16 protein-coding genes are annotated in these 15,780 nt (G+C 69.3%); 1 reads left to right on the top strand and 15 read right to left on the bottom strand.

The window, feature by feature from the left end:
- Nucleotides 1-33 precede the first annotated feature (33 nt).
- From metK to pyrR, 12 genes are all read right to left on the bottom strand, one after another.
- The gene (gene metK, locus H074_RS08615; protein ID WP_007029640.1) at nt 34-1,236 is read right to left on the bottom strand and encodes a methionine adenosyltransferase; all 1,203 of its coding nucleotides are present in this window, start codon (nt 1,234-1,236) and stop codon (nt 34-36) included.
- A 96-nt stretch (nt 1,237-1,332) separates the two neighbouring features.
- Nucleotides 1,333-2,553: a bifunctional phosphopantothenoylcysteine decarboxylase/phosphopantothenate--cysteine ligase CoaBC gene (gene coaBC / locus H074_RS08610; RefSeq protein WP_007029639.1), complete on the bottom strand. Its 1,221-nt coding sequence runs from the start codon at nt 2,551-2,553 to the stop codon at nt 1,333-1,335.
- 59 nt (nt 2,554-2,612) lie between these two features.
- Complete coding sequence (gene rpoZ, locus H074_RS08605) at nt 2,613-2,882, bottom strand: DNA-directed RNA polymerase subunit omega (protein ID WP_005152353.1); 270 nt, start codon at nt 2,880-2,882, stop codon at nt 2,613-2,615.
- 23 nt (nt 2,883-2,905) lie between these two features.
- Complete coding sequence (gene gmk / locus H074_RS08600) at nt 2,906-3,535, bottom strand: guanylate kinase (RefSeq protein ID WP_083920393.1); 630 nt, start codon at nt 3,533-3,535, stop codon at nt 2,906-2,908.
- A complete protein-coding gene (gene mihF / locus H074_RS08595; protein WP_003096398.1) occupies nt 3,532-3,849 on the bottom strand; it encodes an integration host factor, actinobacterial type in 318 nt (105 codons plus the stop codon). Before mihF ends, gmk begins: the two co-directional genes overlap by 4 nt.
- Nucleotides 3,850-3,956: 107 nt before the next feature.
- Nucleotides 3,957-4,796 carry an orotidine-5'-phosphate decarboxylase gene (gene pyrF, locus H074_RS08590; RefSeq protein ID WP_007029637.1) on the bottom strand — a complete coding sequence of 280 codons (840 nt, stop codon included), beginning with the start codon at nt 4,794-4,796 and terminating at the stop codon, nt 3,957-3,959.
- Nucleotides 4,793-8,107: a carbamoyl-phosphate synthase large subunit gene (carB, locus tag H074_RS08585; RefSeq protein WP_007029636.1), complete on the bottom strand. Its 3,315-nt coding sequence runs from the start codon at nt 8,105-8,107 to the stop codon at nt 4,793-4,795. Before carB ends, pyrF begins: the two co-directional genes overlap by 4 nt.
- Nucleotides 8,107-9,243: a glutamine-hydrolyzing carbamoyl-phosphate synthase small subunit gene (gene carA / locus H074_RS08580; RefSeq protein WP_007029635.1), complete on the bottom strand. Its 1,137-nt coding sequence runs from the start codon at nt 9,241-9,243 to the stop codon at nt 8,107-8,109. Before carA ends, carB begins: the two co-directional genes overlap by 1 nt.
- Nucleotides 9,243-9,752 carry a PH-like domain-containing protein gene (locus H074_RS08575; protein ID WP_007029634.1) on the bottom strand — a complete coding sequence of 170 codons (510 nt, stop codon included), beginning with the start codon at nt 9,750-9,752 and terminating at the stop codon, nt 9,243-9,245. Before H074_RS08575 ends, carA begins: the two co-directional genes overlap by 1 nt.
- Nucleotides 9,749-11,041: a dihydroorotase gene (locus H074_RS08570; protein ID WP_007029633.1), complete on the bottom strand. Its 1,293-nt coding sequence runs from the start codon at nt 11,039-11,041 to the stop codon at nt 9,749-9,751. The genes H074_RS08575 and H074_RS08570 overlap by 4 nt, the downstream gene beginning before the upstream one ends.
- The gene (locus H074_RS08565; protein WP_007029632.1) at nt 11,038-11,970 is read right to left on the bottom strand and encodes an aspartate carbamoyltransferase catalytic subunit; all 933 of its coding nucleotides are present in this window, start codon (nt 11,968-11,970) and stop codon (nt 11,038-11,040) included. Before H074_RS08565 ends, H074_RS08570 begins: the two co-directional genes overlap by 4 nt.
- Nucleotides 11,967-12,563, bottom strand: a complete 597-nt coding sequence (gene pyrR / locus H074_RS08560) for a bifunctional pyr operon transcriptional regulator/uracil phosphoribosyltransferase PyrR (RefSeq protein ID WP_007029631.1) — start codon at nt 12,561-12,563, stop codon at nt 11,967-11,969. The genes H074_RS08565 and pyrR overlap by 4 nt, the downstream gene beginning before the upstream one ends.
- Before the next feature lie 260 nt (nt 12,564-12,823).
- Between pyrR and bldD the strand changes: the two genes are divergently transcribed.
- The gene (gene bldD, locus H074_RS08555) at nt 12,824-13,312 is read left to right on the top strand and encodes a transcriptional regulator BldD (protein ID WP_003096372.1); all 489 of its coding nucleotides are present in this window, start codon (nt 12,824-12,826) and stop codon (nt 13,310-13,312) included.
- 110 nt (nt 13,313-13,422) lie between these two features.
- Here the strand turns inward: bldD and nusB are convergent, their stop codons facing one another.
- Genes nusB through H074_RS08540 form a run of 3 tightly spaced genes read right to left on the bottom strand, consistent with a single transcriptional unit; the run spans nt 13,423 to nt 15,580 of the window.
- Nucleotides 13,423-13,887: a transcription antitermination factor NusB gene (gene nusB, locus H074_RS08550; RefSeq protein ID WP_007029630.1), complete on the bottom strand. Its 465-nt coding sequence runs from the start codon at nt 13,885-13,887 to the stop codon at nt 13,423-13,425.
- Nucleotides 13,887-14,450 carry an elongation factor P gene (gene efp, locus H074_RS08545; protein ID WP_007029629.1) on the bottom strand — a complete coding sequence of 188 codons (564 nt, stop codon included), beginning with the start codon at nt 14,448-14,450 and terminating at the stop codon, nt 13,887-13,889. Before efp ends, nusB begins: the two co-directional genes overlap by 1 nt.
- 38 nt (nt 14,451-14,488) lie before the next feature.
- Nucleotides 14,489-15,580, bottom strand: coding sequence for a M24 family metallopeptidase (locus H074_RS08540; protein WP_007029628.1), 1,092 nt, complete (start codon nt 15,578-15,580; stop codon nt 14,489-14,491).
- Between the last annotated feature and the right edge of the window lie 200 nt (nt 15,581-15,780).

Genomic DNA, 15,780 nt, shown 5'->3' with positions numbered 1-15,780 from the left:
CTCAAGGTAGGCAAGGAGGCCTTCACGGACAGATCAGGCGCCCGCGGCCGACTTCAGGTCCGCCGCCCGCGCCGTGCTCTCCCACGGGAGACCCAGCTCAGGACGACCGAAGTGGCCATACGCGGCCGTCGGCGCGTAGATCGGGCGGAGCAGGTCGAGATCACGGATGATCGCGGCCGGACGCAGGTCGAAGACCTCCGTGATGGCGGCCTGGATCTTCGTCGGGTCGACCGTCTCGGTGCCGAAGGTCTCGACGAAGAGGCCCACCGGGGCCGCCTTGCCGATCGCGTACGCGACCTGGACCTCGGCGCGCGCGGCGAGACCGGCGGCGATGACGTTCTTCGCCACCCAGCGCATCGCGTACGCGGCCGAGCGGTCCACCTTGGAGGGGTCCTTGCCGGAGAACGCGCCGCCACCGTGACGGGCCATGCCGCCGTAGGTGTCGACGATGATCTTGCGGCCGGTCAGGCCCGCGTCGCCCATCGGGCCACCGATGACGAAGCGGCCGGTCGGGTTGACCAGCAGCCGCACGTCGGAGGTGTCGAGCCCGAGCTCGGCGATCTCTGGGGCGACCACGTGCTCGCGGACGTCGACGCCGAGCATCTGGTCCAGGTCGATGCCGTCCGCGTGCTGGGTCGACACGACCACCGTGTCGAGGCGGACCGGCTGGTCACCGGCGTATTCGATGGTGACCTGGGTCTTGCCGTCCGGGCGCAGGTACGGCAGCACGCCGTCCTTGCGGACCCGGGTCAGCCGCTGCGAGAGCCGGTGCGCCAGCGCGATCGGCAGCGGCATCAGCTCAGGGGTGTCCGAGCAGGCGTAGCCGAACATCAGGCCCTGGTCGCCGGCGCCCTGGCGGTTGATCTCGTCCTCGTCGGACTCCACGCGGGACTCGTACGCGGTGTCGACACCCTGCGCGATGTCGGGCGACTGGGAGCCGATCGCGACGTTGACGCCGCAAGAGTTGCCGTCGAAGCCCTTGGCCGAAGAGTCGTAGCCGATCTTCAGGATCACGTCGCGGACGATGGTCGGGATGTCCGCGTAGGCCTCGGTGGTCACCTCGCCGGCGACATGCACCTGCCCGGTGGTGATGAGGGTTTCGACCGCGACCCGGCTGCGCGGGTCCTTCGCCAGCAGACCGTCCAGGATCGAGTCGCTGATGGCATCGCAAATTTTGTCGGGATGACCCTCAGTCACCGATTCCGATGTGAACAGTCTGCTCGTGGACGCGGTCACGGTGGCCGTCACTCCCTCACCTAGACGTCTGATGCCCAGTAAGTTAGGCACCCCTTAGCTTGTACTCAAGCCTACTGACTATCGTTGGGAGGACTCTCAACGCTTCATCAAGGTCACAACAGCATCCCACAATGTGGACGCGAGTTCAGCCTTGGCGCCGAGCGGGATCGGCAGCTCGGTCCCGTCGGCCCCGAGCAGCCAGCCCGAGTTGTCCTCGGTCCCGAACGCCTTTCCCTCCCCCACTGCGTTCACCACCAGCAGGTCCGCACCCTTGCGCTTCAGTTTGACCCTGGCGTGGTCGAGGACGCCGCCCTTGTCGTCCCCGGTTTCCGCGGCGAAGCCGACGACCACCTGACCGTTCGCCCGATTTCGCACCAGTTCGGCCAGGATGTCCGCGTTGCGCGCGAGCTCGACCACGGGATCCGGTGAGTCGTCGGACTTCTTGATCTTGTGGTCCGCCCGGTTCGAGGGCCGGAAGTCGGCGACGGCCGCGGCCATCACGACCACGTCGGCGGAGGCGGCCTCGGCGTGCATCGCCTGGCGCATCTCCTCGGCGGTCGACACGTGGACGACCTTCGCGCCCGCGGGCTCCGGCAGCGCGATCGTGTGTGCTGCGACCAGGGTGACCTCGGCACCACGCTGGGCGGCGACCCGGGCCAGCGCGTAGCCCTGTTTGCCCGACGAACGGTTTCCCAGATAACGGACCGGGTCCAGCGGTTCGCGGGTGCCGCCCGCCGAAATCGCCACGCGCACGCCTTCGAGGTCGCGCGGGAGGGCCTTCGGTACGGCGAGCAGGAGCCGGGCGAGGTCGACGATCTCGGCGGGATCGGCGAGCCGCCCCTTGCCGGTGTCGGCGCCGGTGAGCCTGCCGGCGGCGGGTTCGGCGACGACCAGGCCGCGCGAGCGCAGCAGCGCCACGTTGTCGCGGGTGGCCGGATGCTCCCACATCTCGGTGTGCATCGCCGGGAAGAAGGCGACCGGGCACCGGGCGGTGAGCAGGGTGTTGGTCAGCAGGTCGTCGGCGATGCCGTGCGCGGCCTTGGCGAGCAGGTTCGCCGTGGCGGGTACGACGATCACCAGGTCGGCTTCCTTGCCGACGCGGACGTGCTGGACCTCGGGCACTTCGGTGAACACGCCGGTGTGCACCGGGTTCCCGGACAGTGCCTCGAAGGTGGCCGCGCCGACGAAGTTCAGCGCGGCTTCGGTGGGGACCACGCGGACGTCGTGACCGGATTCGGTCAGTCCGCGCAGGACCTCACAGGCCTTGTAGGCGGCGATCCCGCCGCCCACGCCCAGAACGACCTTGGGTTTACTCAACGGTGTTCTCGGCAGGGTCGCGCCGGGTCATCTTGACGGCCGCCGTGGCCATTGATTTCTTACTCACCCTCGGTGTGCTCGAGCAGGCCGCCGTGGATCTCGCGCAGGGCGATGGACAGCGGTTTCTCGCGCGGGCCCGGCTCGACCAGCGGGCCGACGTACTCCAGCAGGCCCTCGCCCAGCTGGGCGTAGTAGTCGTTGATCTGGCGAGCGCGCTTGGCCGAGTAGATCACCAGCGCGTACTTCGAGCTGACCTTCTCGAGGAGGTCGTCGATGGGCGGGTTGGTGATGCCTTCGAGCTCTTCGTGCAGCGTGGCCTGAGTCGTCACTCGTGGTGCTCCGAATCTTCGGGTTAGATATCGCCGGTTATCAAGTTTAGCAACTGCTCAGCGGCCTCTCGCACGTCGGCGTTGACGACGCGCTCGTCGAACTCCCCGGCGGCGGCGAGTTCGCGTTCGGCCTCGGCCAGCCTGGCCTTCACCGCGGCTTCGTCCTCGGTGCCGCGGCCGGTCAGCCTGCCGACCAGTTCGTCCCACGACGGCGGCATCAGCATCACCAGCCGGGCCTCCGGCATCGCCTTGCGGACCTGCCGGGCGCCCTGGAGTTCGATCTCCAGCACGGCGTTGCGGCCGGCGGCCAGCACCCGCTCCACGGGCTCGCGCGGGGTGCCGTAGCAATTGCCCGCGAACTCGGCGTGCTCCAGCAGTGCGCCGTCGGCGACCATGCGGTCGAACTCGGCCCGGTCGATGAAGTGGTAGTGCTCGCCGTCCACCTCACCCGGCCTCGGCTTCCTGGTGGTCACCGAGACACTGAAATAGATTTCCGGATCCAGCTTGCGCAGCTCCTTCGCCACGCTCGACTTCCCGACTCCCGAAGGCCCCGATACGACCGTGAGCCGGTGCCGGGATGAAACTCCCGCCACCGGCTCACCGCCGCGGTCAGCGCCCGGGTTCACCGGGTGGTCCTGACCGGTGCCGCTCACTCGCCGCTGAATTCGGCCAGCAGCGCCTTGCGCTGCCGGTCGCCGAGGCCGCGAAGACGACGGCTGGGTGCGATCTCCAGTCGTTCCATGGTCTGCTGGGCACGGACCTTGCCGACGCCCGGAAGAGCCTCGAGCAGAGCCGAGACCTTCATCTTGCCGAGGACTTCGTTCTCCTCGGCCTGCTTCAACACGTCGACCAGAGTGGTACCGCCCCGCTTCAGCCGCTCCTTCAGCTCAGCACGGATGCGGCGGGCGGCGGCGGCCTTCTCCAGCGCCGCAGCGCGCTGTTCCTCTGTCAGCTGGGGAAGTGCCACGTTTTCCTCCGGTAGTTCTCAAATCTGGGTGGGTGTGGCGACGGTACCCACCCGTTACCCCGGCCCACAATGCGGGGGTGGCCGGTCATGACCGATTCCCGGGCCTGCTATTGGCCTTTTTCCAGGGGACCGAGGGAATCCCGGGTCCGCCGAACGGCCGCACGCAAAGCTTCGGGGTCCGGCCCGTGCTTGAGGACGTCACGGGACGACGCGGGGAGCACACCCGGCAGTCCCGGGCCGAAAAGGGCTCGCAGATCGGCCGGAGTGGCCCCCTGCGCCCCGAAACCGGGCGCCAGGACCGGACCGTTCAGCTTGCTCAGGTCGAGCTCTCCCGGCGCGATGGTGGCGCCGACGACGACACCTATGTCACCCAACGGCCCGACGGCCGCGTTGTACGCGGCCGCCGTGTCGACGATGTCCTGTGCGACGGTCTTTCCGTTGGGCAGCAAGGCGTTCTGCAATCCCTGCGCCTCCGCATTGGAGGTGCGCGCGAGGACGAACAGGCCCTTGCCTTGCGCCTGCGCAACGTCGATCGCGGGGGCCAGCGAACCGAAACCGAGGTACGGCGACACCGTGATGGCGTCGGCCTCGAGTTCCGCACCGGCGGGCAGGAAAGCCGCCGTGTACGCCGCCATCGTGGAACCGATGTCTCCGCGCTTGACGTCCAGCAGGACGAGCGCGCCCGCCTCCCGGCACACCTTCATCGTCTTGGCCAGGACAGCGACCCCAGGAGGCCCGTAGGCCTCGAAAAAGGCCGACTGGGGCTTGATGACCGCGACCTCGGGCGCGATCGCCTCGGCGGCCGTGAGGGCGAACTTCTCCAGACCGCCCGCGTCCGCCGGAAGACCCCACGCCTGGAGCAACCCGGGATGGGGGTCGATCCCGGCGCAGAGCGGCCCCTTCTCGGCGACCGCCCGCGCCAGCCTCGCCCCGAACCGTTCGCTCATGCCTTGGCCTTCAGCGCCGCCTGGAGGCTCTGCAGCGACCGCACGCCGATGTCGCCCTTGATGACGGCCTCTATCCCGTGCACGGCCGCCGCCGCGCCCTGCACCGTGGTGATGCAGGGGATGTCCCGGGACACCGCGGCGGTGCGGATCTCGTAGCCGTCGATGCGGGGACCGCTGTTGCCGTAAGGAGTGTTGATCACCATCTGCACTTCGCCGCTGAGGATGACGTCCACGACGTTCTGCTCGCCTTCGGCGGAACCTTCGTAGTGCTTGCGCACGACGGTGCAGGCGATTCCGTTGCGCCGCAACACTTCCGCCGTTCCCGACGTGGCGAGGATCTCGAAGCCGAGATCCGCCAGCCGCTTCACCGGGAACACCAGCGAACGCTTGTCGCGGTTGGCGACGGAGACGAACACCTTGCCCGACGTCGGCAGCGAACCGTAGGCGCCCGCCTGCGACTTGGCGAACGCTTTGCCGAAGGAGACGTCCACGCCCATGACCTCACCGGTGGACTTCATCTCCGGGCCGAGCAGCGAGTCGACGCCGTGTCCCTCGGGGGTGCGGAAGCGGTGGAACGGCAGGACCGCCTCCTTGACCGCGACCGGCGAATCGGCGGGCATGTGGCCTCCGTCACCCTCGGCCGGGAGGACGCCGGACTCGCGCAGGCCCTTGATCGACGAGCCCGTCATGATCAGCGCCGCGGCCTTGGCCAGCGGCACCGCGGTCGCCTTGGACACGAACGGCACCGTCCGCGACGCGCGCGGGTTGGCCTCCAGGACGTACAGGACGTCGTCCTTGAGCGCGTACTGGACGTTCAGGAGCCCTCGGACGCCGACACCCCGCGCGATGGCCTCGGTCGAGCGGCGCACCGTCTCGATGTCGGTCCGGCCCAGCGTGATCGGCGGCAGCGCGCAGGAGGAGTCGCCGGAGTGGATCCCGGCCTCCTCGATGTGCTCCATGACGCCGCCGAGGTACAGCTCCTCGCCGTCGAACAGCGCGTCGACGTCGATCTCGATGGCGTCGTCGAGGAAGCGGTCCACCAGCACCGGGTGCTCGGGGGTGACCTCGGTGGCGCGGTGGATGTAGCCGGCGAGGGACTCCTCGTCGTAGACGATCTCCATGCCGCGCCCGCCCAGGACGTAGGACGGCCGCACGAGGACCGGGTAGCCGATCTTGTCGGCGATCCGCTTCGCGCCCTCGAACGAGGTCGCCGTGCCGTACTTCGGCGCGGGCAGCCCGGCGTCGGTGAGGACCTCGCCGAACGCGCCGCGGTCCTCGGCGAGGTGGATCGCGTCCGGGGAGGTGCCGATCACCGGGACACCGGCGTCGGCGAGGCGCTTCGCGAGCGAGAGCGGGGTCTGGCCGCCCAGCTGCACGATGACCCCGGCGACGGTGCCCGACTCCTGCTCGGCGTTGACGACCTCCAGCACGTCCTCGAACGACAGCGGCTCGAAGTACAGCCTGTCCGAGGTGTCGTAGTCGGTGGACACGGTCTCGGGGTTGCAGTTGACCATGACGGCCTCGAAACCGGCTTCGCGCAGGGCGATCGCGGCGTGCACGCACGAGTAGTCGAACTCGATGCCCTGCCCGATGCGGTTCGGCCCGGAGCCGAGGATCAGGACCTTCGGCTTCTCGGTCTGCGGGGTGATCTCCGACTGCGCCGCGGGATCGGTCTCGTAAGCCGAGTAGTGGTACGGCGTCTTGGCCGCGAACTCGGCCGCGCAGGTGTCGACGGTCTTGTAGACCGGCCGGACACCGAGACGGCGGCGCAGTGCGCGGACACCGTCCTCCCCGGCCAGTTCCGGTCGCAGCGCGGCGATCTGGCGGTCGGAGAGGCCGATCCGCTTGGCCCGCCGCAGCAGCGGCTCGTCGAGCACCTGTGCGTCGCGGACCTCCGCGCCGACCTCGCCGATGAGGGCGATCTGGTCGATGAACCACGGGTCGATGCCCGACGCCTCGTGCACCTGCTCCACGGTGGCGCCGAACCGCAGCGCCCGCTCGACCTCGTAGACGCGCCCGTCGTGCGGCGTCCGCAGAGCCTCCAGGACGGACTCCAGCGTCGCGCCTTCGGGGTCGGGACGGGTCCAGAAGCCGGTCGCCTTGGTGTCGATGGACCGCAGCGCCTTGCCGAGCGCCTCGGGGAAGCTGCGGCCGAACGACATCGCCTCGCCGACGCTCTTCATCGTCGTGGTCAGCGTCGGGTCCGCGCCGGGGAACTTCTCGAAGGCGAACCGCGGCACCTTCACCACGACGTAGTCCAGCGTCGGCTCGAAGGCCGCCGGGGTCTCGCCGGTGATGTCGTTGCGGATCTCGTCGAGGGTGTAGCCGATGGCGAGCTTCGCGGCGATCTTGGCGATGGGGAAACCGGTCGCCTTCGACGCCAGCGCGCTCGACCGCGACACCCGGGGGTTCATCTCGATGACGACCATGCGGCCGTCGGCCGGGTTGATCGCGAACTGGATGTTGCAGCCGCCGGTGTCGACGCCGACCTCGCGCAGCACCGCGATGCCGACGTCACGCATGTGCTGGTACTCGCGGTCGGTCAGGGTCATCGCGGGCGCGACGGTGACCGAGTCGCCGGTGTGCACGCCCATCGCGTCGAAGTTCTCGATCGAGCAGACGACCACCACGTTGTCGTGCCGGTCGCGCATGAGCTCGAGTTCGAACTCCTTCCAGCCGAGGACGCTCTCCTCGATGAGGACCTCGGTGACCGGCGACTCACTGAGCCCGGTGGAGGCGAGCCGCTCCAGTTCCTCGTCGGTGTGCGCCATGCCCGAGCCGAGCCCGCCCATGGTGAAGGACGGCCGGATGACCACCGGGAGGCCGACCTCGGCGACGGTCGCGCGGACCTCGTCCATGTCGTGGCAGACCCGCGAGCGCGGCACCTCGGCGCCGATCGTGCGGACGATGTCCTTGAACTTCTGCCGGTCCTCGCCGCGCTGGATGGCGTCGATGTCGGCGCCGATCAGCTCGACGCCGTACTTCTCCAGGACACCGCGCTCGTGCAGGGCGACGGCGCAGTTCAGCGCGGTCTGCCCGCCCAGCGTCGCGAGGATGGCGTCGGGACGCTCCTCGGCGATGACCTTCTCGACGAAGTCCGGGGTGACCGGCTCGATGTAGGTGGCGTCGGCGAACTCGGGGTCGGTCATGATCGTCGCCGGGTTCGAGTTCACCAGCGAAACGCGCAGCCCTTCCTGCCGCAGCACGCGGCAGGCCTGGGTGCCGGAGTAGTCGAACTCGGCCGCCTGGCCGATCACGATCGGCCCGGAGCCGATGACCAGCACGTGCTGGATGTCTGTCCTCTTCGGCATTACTTGGCCTTCTTCTCCATCAAGCTGACGAACTCATCGAACAGGGGTGCCGCGTCGTGCGGGCCGGCGGCGGCCTCGGGGTGGTACTGCACCGAGAACGCGGGGACGTCGAACGCGCGGACACCTTCGACGGTGTCGTCGTTCGGGCAGTAGTGCGAGATCTGCGCGGCGCCGAACGGCGTCTCGAACCGCTGTCCCGGCTCGCCTTCGAGGGCGAAACCGTGGTTCTGCGCGGTGATCGCGACGCGTTTCGTGGCCACGTCGATCACCGGGATGTTGATGCCGCGGTGGCCGTAGCGCATCTTGTAGGTGCCCAGTCCCAGCGCTCGGCCGAGGATCTGGTTGCCGAAGCAGATGCCGAACAGCGGGATTTCCCGCTGCAGCACAGATTTCGTCAGCTCCGTCGCGTGCGCGGTGGTCGCCGGGTCGCCGGGGCCGTTGGACAGGAAAACGCCGTCCGCCTCGACCGCGAGCAGATCGTCCACAGTGGACGAGGAGGGCAGCACGTGCACCTCGATGCCGCGCGCGGCCATCAGGCGCGGGGTGTTGGACTTGATGCCCAGGTCCAGCGCGGCGACGCGGAACTTCCGCTCGCCCTGGGCCTCGACGACGTACGCCTGCTTGGTGCTGACCTCGCCGGCGAGGTCGGCACCCTTCATCTGCGGGCTCGCCTGCACCTGCGCGAGCATCTCTTCGTCGGTGCCCAGCGCGTCGCCCGAGAAGACGCCGGACCGCATGGCGCCCTGCTCGCGCAGGTGCCGGGTCAGCGTGCGGGTGTCCACTTCGGAGATCCCGACGACGCCCTGGCGCTCCAGTTCCTCGTCCAGCGTGCGCTTGGAACGCCAGTTGGACGGGGTGCGCGCCGGGTCGCGGACGACGTAGCCCGAGACCCAGATGCGCGAGGACTCGTCGTCCTCGTCGTTCCAGCCGGTGTTGCCGATCTGCGGCGCGGTCTGGACCACGATCTGCCGGTGGTACGAGGGGTCGGTCAGCGTCTCCTGGTAGCCGGTCATGCCGGTGCAGAACACCGCCTCACCCAGGCTCCGGCCGCGGGCGCCGTACGCGGAGCCGCGGAACACCCTGCCGTCTTCGAGGACCAGCGCGGCGGGGGTCCTGGTGTTGTTCGCGGTGCTCATCAGGCACCTCCCTTGATGTCGTTGCGAGTGTCTTGCAAAGCTTCGATCCACTGTGGATAGTCGTCGACGTCGTCGCCGCGGAATCCGGTGTCCAGTTCGACGTCGCCGGCCAGCCAGGTGATGACCAGCAGCGCGTCGATGCCCATCACCTTCCCGGCCATCCCCTTGTCCTTGCGGACGCCGGTGACCGAGGCACGCGGGATCCAGAAGTCCGGGGCGCCGCCGCGTTCGATGGCGACGCCGTCTTCGTGCAGGCGCCACACCGCGCCGGTGCGCAGGCCGGCGCCACGGGTGACGACACGGTCTTGCCAGTGCCCGGCGGTCGTCGTGCTGACGTAGAGGCCGGTCGATTCGAGCGACGCCTCGCCGGGCTGCGCGGGAATCTCCGGGAACGGCGGCACCTGGACGCTCTGCGCCCGGGACTTCCGCCGCCAGCCGCGCCACATCAGGAAGACGCAGAACAGGAAGAAGGCGAAGACCGCCAGTGTCAGCAGGATCCGGTCGCTCATGAGGCGATCTTCCCTTCCCGCGCGGTGATCCGCCCGCGCAGCAACGTCGCCGTCACCACGCCGGGGAGCCGCATTCCTTCGTACGGGGTGTTGGCCGCGATGCTCGCGAGCTCCGCGCCCCGCACGGTCCATTCGGTGTCCGGGTCCACCAGCGTCAGGTTGGCCGGTTCGCCGACCTCGATCGGACGGCCGTGGTCGGACAGGTTGCCGATCTCGGCGGGCCGCTCGCTCATCACCCGTGCGACGCCGCGCCAGTCCAGCAGGCCGGTGCGGACCATGGTCTCGACCACGATCGACAGCGCGGTCTGGAGACCGAGCATGCCGGGCCTCGCCGAACTCCACTCGCAGTCCTTGTCCTGGACCGCGTGCGGCGCGTGGTCGGTGGCGACGCAGTCGATGACGCCCTCGGCCAGCGCGGCGCGCAGCTTCTCGGCGTCGGATCCGGTGCGCAGCGGCGGGTTGACCTTGTTGACCGGGTCGTAGGTCGCGAGCCGCTCATCGGTCAGCAGCAGATGGTGCGGGGTGACCTCGGCCGAGACCTTGGTGCCGCGCTCCTTGGCCCACTTCAGGATGTCGGCGGTGCCGGCGGTCGAGACGTGGCAAACGTGCAGCCGCGCGTTCGCGTGCTCGGCGAGCAAGCAGTCGCGGGCGACGATCGACTCCTCCGCCGAAGCGGGCCAGCCGGTGTAGCCCAGGCGCGCGGCCTGCTCGCCTTCGTGCGCCTGCGCGCCGACGGTCAGCCGCGGCTCCTCGGCGTGCTGGGCGATGACCACGCCGAGCGCCGTCGAGTACTCCAGCGCGCGGCGCATCAGCAGCGGGTCCGCGACGCAGAGGCCGTCGTCGGAGAAGACCTTCACCCGGGCTTCGGACTTCGCCATGGTGCCCAGTTCGGCGAGCTTCTCGCCCTTGAGACCCACGGTGACCGCGCCGACCGGGTGCACGTCGACCAGTCCGGCCTCCTGGCCGCGCCGCCACACGTGGTCGACGATCACCGCGTTGTCGGCCACCGGGTCGGTGTTGGCCATGGCGAACACCGCGGTGTAGCCGCCGAGCGCGGCCGCGGCCGAACCGGTGGCGATGGTCTCGGTGTCCTCGCGGCCGGGTTCACGCAGGTGGGTGTGCAGGTCGACGAAACCGGGGAGCAGTACCTGGCCGCCCGCTTCGATCACTTCGGCGTCTTCGGGGGTGTCCAGGGCGCCGATGTCGGTGATCACCCCGTCCTCGACGAGCACGTCGACCGGATCGCCCTCGCCGTAGGGGCGGGCGCCCTTGATCAGGACGGTCTTCATGCGGCGGCCCCTTCGCTGGCGAGCAGGTGGTAAAGGACCGCCATGCGCACGTGGACGCCGTTGCGGACCTGTTCGGTGATGGCCGAGGCCGGGGAGTCGGCGACCGCCGAGGCGATCTCCATCCCGCGCAGCATCGGGCCGGGATGCAGGACGACGGCATGCTCGGGCAGGAGCTTCATCCGCCGTTCGTTGAGGCCGTAGGCGATCGAGTACTCACGCGCCGAAGGGAAAAAGCCCCCGTGCATGCGCTCGGCCTGGACCCGCAGCATCATGACCGCGTCGAGGACGGGCAGTTCGGCATCGAGTTCGTGCGACACCGTGACCGGCAGGCTCTCCACACCGGCGGGCAGCAGCGTCGGCGGCGCGACGAGCACCACCTCCGCGCCCAGCGCCGACAGCAGGTGGATGTTCGACCGCGCGACCCGGCTGTGCAGAACGTCGCCGACGATCCCGACGCGGCGACCCTCGAACGAACCGAGGCGTTCCCGCAGCGTCGCCGCGTCGAGCAGGGCCTGCGTCGGATGCTCGTGGGTGCCGTCCCCCGCGTTGACGACCGCCGTCCCCGCTTCGGCGAGCCAGCCCGAAAGCCGCTGCGCCGCCCCGGAGGCGGGGTGCCGGATGATCACGCAGTCGGCGCCGGCCGCGGCCAGCGTCAGCGCGGTGTCCCGCAGCGATTCGCCCTTGTTGACCGAGGAACTGGACGCGGAAACGTTGATCACGTCGGCGCTCATCCACTTCCCGGCGATCTCGAACGAGACACGGGTGCGGGTCGAGTTCTCGTAGAACAACGTGATGACGGTGCGGCCGCGCAACGTCGGCAATTTGCGGACCTCGCGGCCCAGCAGGGTGTGCTTGAGCTCTTCGGCGGTGTCCAGCACGGCTGTCGCGAGCGCCGGGTCGAGCCCGTCGGTGGCGAGCAGGTGCTTCACGATCGATCTCCTTCTTGTTGCGCGCGAAGCAGAACCGTGTCCCGTCCGTCCACTTCGGACAGCAGGACCTCGATCCCCTCGGCGCGCGAGGTGGGCACGTTCTTGCCCACGTAGTCGGCGCGGATCGGCAGTTCGCGGTGGCCGCGGTCGACCAGCACGGCCAGCTGGACCGCGCGGGGGCGGCCGTGGTCGCGCAGGGCGTCGAGGGCGGCACGGATGGTGCGGCCGGAGAACAGCACGTCGTCGACCAGGATCACCACCGCGTCGTCGATACCGGTCGGCGGCAGCTGCGAATGTTCGAGCGCGCGGGGCGGGCGGCGGCGGAGATCATCACGGTAGAGCGTGATGTCCAGCGCGCCGGTCGGCGGACGGATGCCGGAGAACTCGGCGATCTTGTCCGCGAGCCGCAGGGCGAGCGGGGTTCCCCGGGTGGGGATGCCCAGCAACACGGGCGGAGTCGAGCCACCGGCACCGAGAGCGGTCTTCTCGATGACCTGGTGGGCCATTCGGGCGATCGTGCGCGCGACATCCCCGGACGAGAGCAGCTCGCGCTCTCCCGCCGGTTCCGCCGCGCCACGCGGGCGTGACGACAAGGCGGACCTCCTTCCCCGCCTCTCTGGACGGGTCCTTAAAGGACGTCGACTTCCTGCGTAGCGAGGAAATCGAGTCGACACTAGCAGGAGTTGGCCCTCATTCTTACGGGTGGCGCGCCCCAGGTGACGAAGGCCTCGTGAAAGCACCCGCTTGACCTGGTGACAACTATGCGTAACCATTACTCTGAGTATTCGACTCTAGGAGTCCCCTGGACCGGTCACCCCGACCGGTTGGGGGTGAGGAAACGGAGAACCACCAGATGGGCGATTACGCCAAGGCGCTCGGGGCCAAGCTCCGCGGGATCCGCCAGCAGCAGGGCCTGTCCCTGCACGGGGTCGAGCAGAAGTCCGGAGGCCGCTGGAAGGCCGTCGTCGTCGGTTCGTACGAGCGCGGTGACCGCGCCGTCACCGTGCAGAAGCTCGCCGAGCTCGCCGATTTCTACGGCGTCCCGGTGGTCGAACTGCTGCCGGAGGGCCGGGTGCCGTCGGGTGCCGAGCCCGCCACGAAGATCGTCATCAACCTGGAGCGTCTCCAGCAGCTCCCGGCGGAGAAGGTCGGGCCGCTCGCCCGCTACGCGGCCACCATCCAGAGCCAGCGCGGCGACTACAACGGCAAGGTGCTCTCGATCCGCACCGAGGACCTGCGTTCCCTGGCGATCATCTACGACATGACCCCCGGCGAGCTCACCGAGCAGCTGATCGACTGGGGTGTGCTGCCGCCCGAGGCTCGACCGTCCAAAGAGGACTAGAGATGGCGACGTTTTCGGTCCGGGGGGACCGGAAACGCCAACCGGAGCCACCGAGCTCGAGAACGGGCCGTGCCCTCGCGACGAGGACACGGCCCGTTGTAGTACGTCTTCTAGAGGACCGCGCGGAGCCTGTCCGCGATGGTGCCGATCCGGCCGAGCACGCCGTTCACGAACCGCGGCGAGTCGTCGGTCGACAGCTCCTTCGCCAGCCCGACGGCCTCGTCGATGGCGACCGGGTCCGGCACGTCCTCGGCCCACAGCAGCTCGTAGACGCCGACCCGCAGCACCGCCAGATCCACCGGCGGCATCCGGTCCAGCGTCCAGCCCTGAGCGTGCTCCGAGAGCAGCTCGTCGATCTGGGTCTTGCGGCCGGTGACGCCCTCGACCAGCGAGATCGTGTAGTCCGCGATCGGGTCGACCTCGACCGAACCGACCCTGTCCGCCAGCAGCGTCACCGCGTCGGCACCGCGCTGGGCGGCTTCGTACATCATCTCGACGGCGCGCCGCCGGGCCTGCCGACGGCTGATCGGGCCGCCGCGGTTCGGCGACTTGCCGGACTTACCTGAATCGGCCATCAGCTGGAGACGCGGCCCAGGTAGCGGCCGTCACGGGTGTCGACCTTGATCTTCTCGCCGGTGGTGAGGAACAGCGGCACCTGGATCTCGGCACCGGTCTCGAGGGTGGCCGGCTTGGTGCCACCGGTGGAGCGGTCGCCCTGCAGACCCGGGTCGGTGTGCTGGACGACGAGCTCGACCGAGGTCGGCAGCTCGATGTACAGCGGGACACCCTCGTGCACCGCGACCTGGACCTCGGTGTTCTCGAGGAGGTAGTTCGCGTTGTCGCCGACGGTCTCGGCCAGCACGGTGATCTGGTCGTAGGTCTCCGCGTCCATGAACACGAAGTCCTGGCCTTCCTTGTACAGGTAGGTCATGTTGCGGCGGTCGACGGTGGCCGTGTCGACCTTCGTGCCCGCGTTGAAGGTCTTGTCGACGACCTTGCCGGTCAGCACGTGCTTGAGCGTGGTGCGGACGAACGCGCCGCCCTTGCCCGGCTTGACGTGCTGGAACGCGGTGACGGTCCAGAGCTGGCCGTCGAGGTTGAGGACGAGCCCGTTCTTCAGGTCGTTGGTGGTGGCCACGAGTGTGCAGTCTCCTGTGTCGATCTTCCGGGCCGCCGTCAGACGACCACGAGTTCCTTGGTGCTCAGCGTGAGGAGTTCGGGCGTACCTTCCCGCACGACCAGCGTGTCCTCGATGCGCACGCCTCCGCGTCCGGGCAGATACACACCAGGTTCGACGGTGACGGCCATACCGGCGGACAGTGTACCGACGCCGGTGGCGGCGAGGCTGGGCGCCTCGTGCACCTGCAGTCCGACCCCGTGGCCGAGACCGTGTCCGAACTCCTCGCCGCGCCCCGCGCCGACGATCACGCCACGGGCCGCCTTGTCCACTTCGGACACTTCGGCACCGGGGAGGACGGCGTCACAGCCCGCCGCCTGCGCGCGCTGGACCAGCTCGTAGATCTCCTCCTGCCACGCCGCGGGCTTGCCGAGCACGAACGTGCGGGTCATGTCGGAGTGGTAGCCGTCGACCGTGGCACCGAAGTCGATCTTGACGAAGTCGCCGGTCGCCAGCACGGCCGAGGTGGGCCGGTGGTGCGGGATCGCGGAGTTGACACCCGCCGCGACGATGGTGTCGAAGGAAGGCCCGGTCGACCCGTGGCCGAGCATGCGATTCTCGAGGTCACGGGCGACGTCCAGCTCGGTGCGTCCCGGCCGGAGCCCGCCGGCGGACACCAGATCCTCCAGCGCCCTGTCGGCCGCCGCGCATGCCTGGCGCAGCGCCTCGATCTCCTGCTCGTCCTTGACCAGCCGCAGCTGCTCGACGAGACCGGGCGTCCGGACCAGCTCGACCCGGTCGAAGCGGACCTTGAGGTCTTCGTGCTGCTCGACACTCACGTGCTGGCTCTCGAACCCGGTCTTGCCGAAGTCCTTTTCGGCCGCCAGGTCGGCGAGTTTGGCCGCGCTCGCGCGGTCCAGCACCCGTTCGAGGTCGGGCACCTCCGTCGCCGACTGGACCGTGTAGCGGCCGTCGGTGCAGAAGATCGTCTTGTCGTCCCCGCTCTCGTGGACGAGGAGAGCGGCGTTGGACCCGGTGAAGCCGGTCAGGTACCTGATGTTGAGCAGGTCCGTGACCAGCAGCGCGTCCACCCCGGAGTCGGCCAGCAGGGAACGCAGCGCCGCGCGGCGGCGAGAGAAGTATTCACGCACGGGATGGAGTTTAGGGGGTGTCCTGCCGGCGGCACGCGTTTCGCCGACGGCTTGCCGCTCGCGTTTCGCCGGCTACTTGCGGTGCCGGATGGCGCGTGTCCGTGAAGGACCCCTTGAGGGACCCAGAGTCCCTCAAGGAGGCCTAATGGGTTGTGTTCGAGTCTGGTTTGGCAGGCTTGGATGTGGTGGCTGCTGGCGGG

The organism is Amycolatopsis decaplanina DSM 44594 (assembly GCF_000342005.1).
In the GTDB taxonomy this organism is placed as follows: domain Bacteria; phylum Actinomycetota; class Actinomycetes; order Mycobacteriales; family Pseudonocardiaceae; genus Amycolatopsis; species Amycolatopsis decaplanina.
The sequence above is the reverse complement of the archived record's forward strand: the minus strand, read 5'-3'. Positions and strand labels throughout refer to the sequence as shown.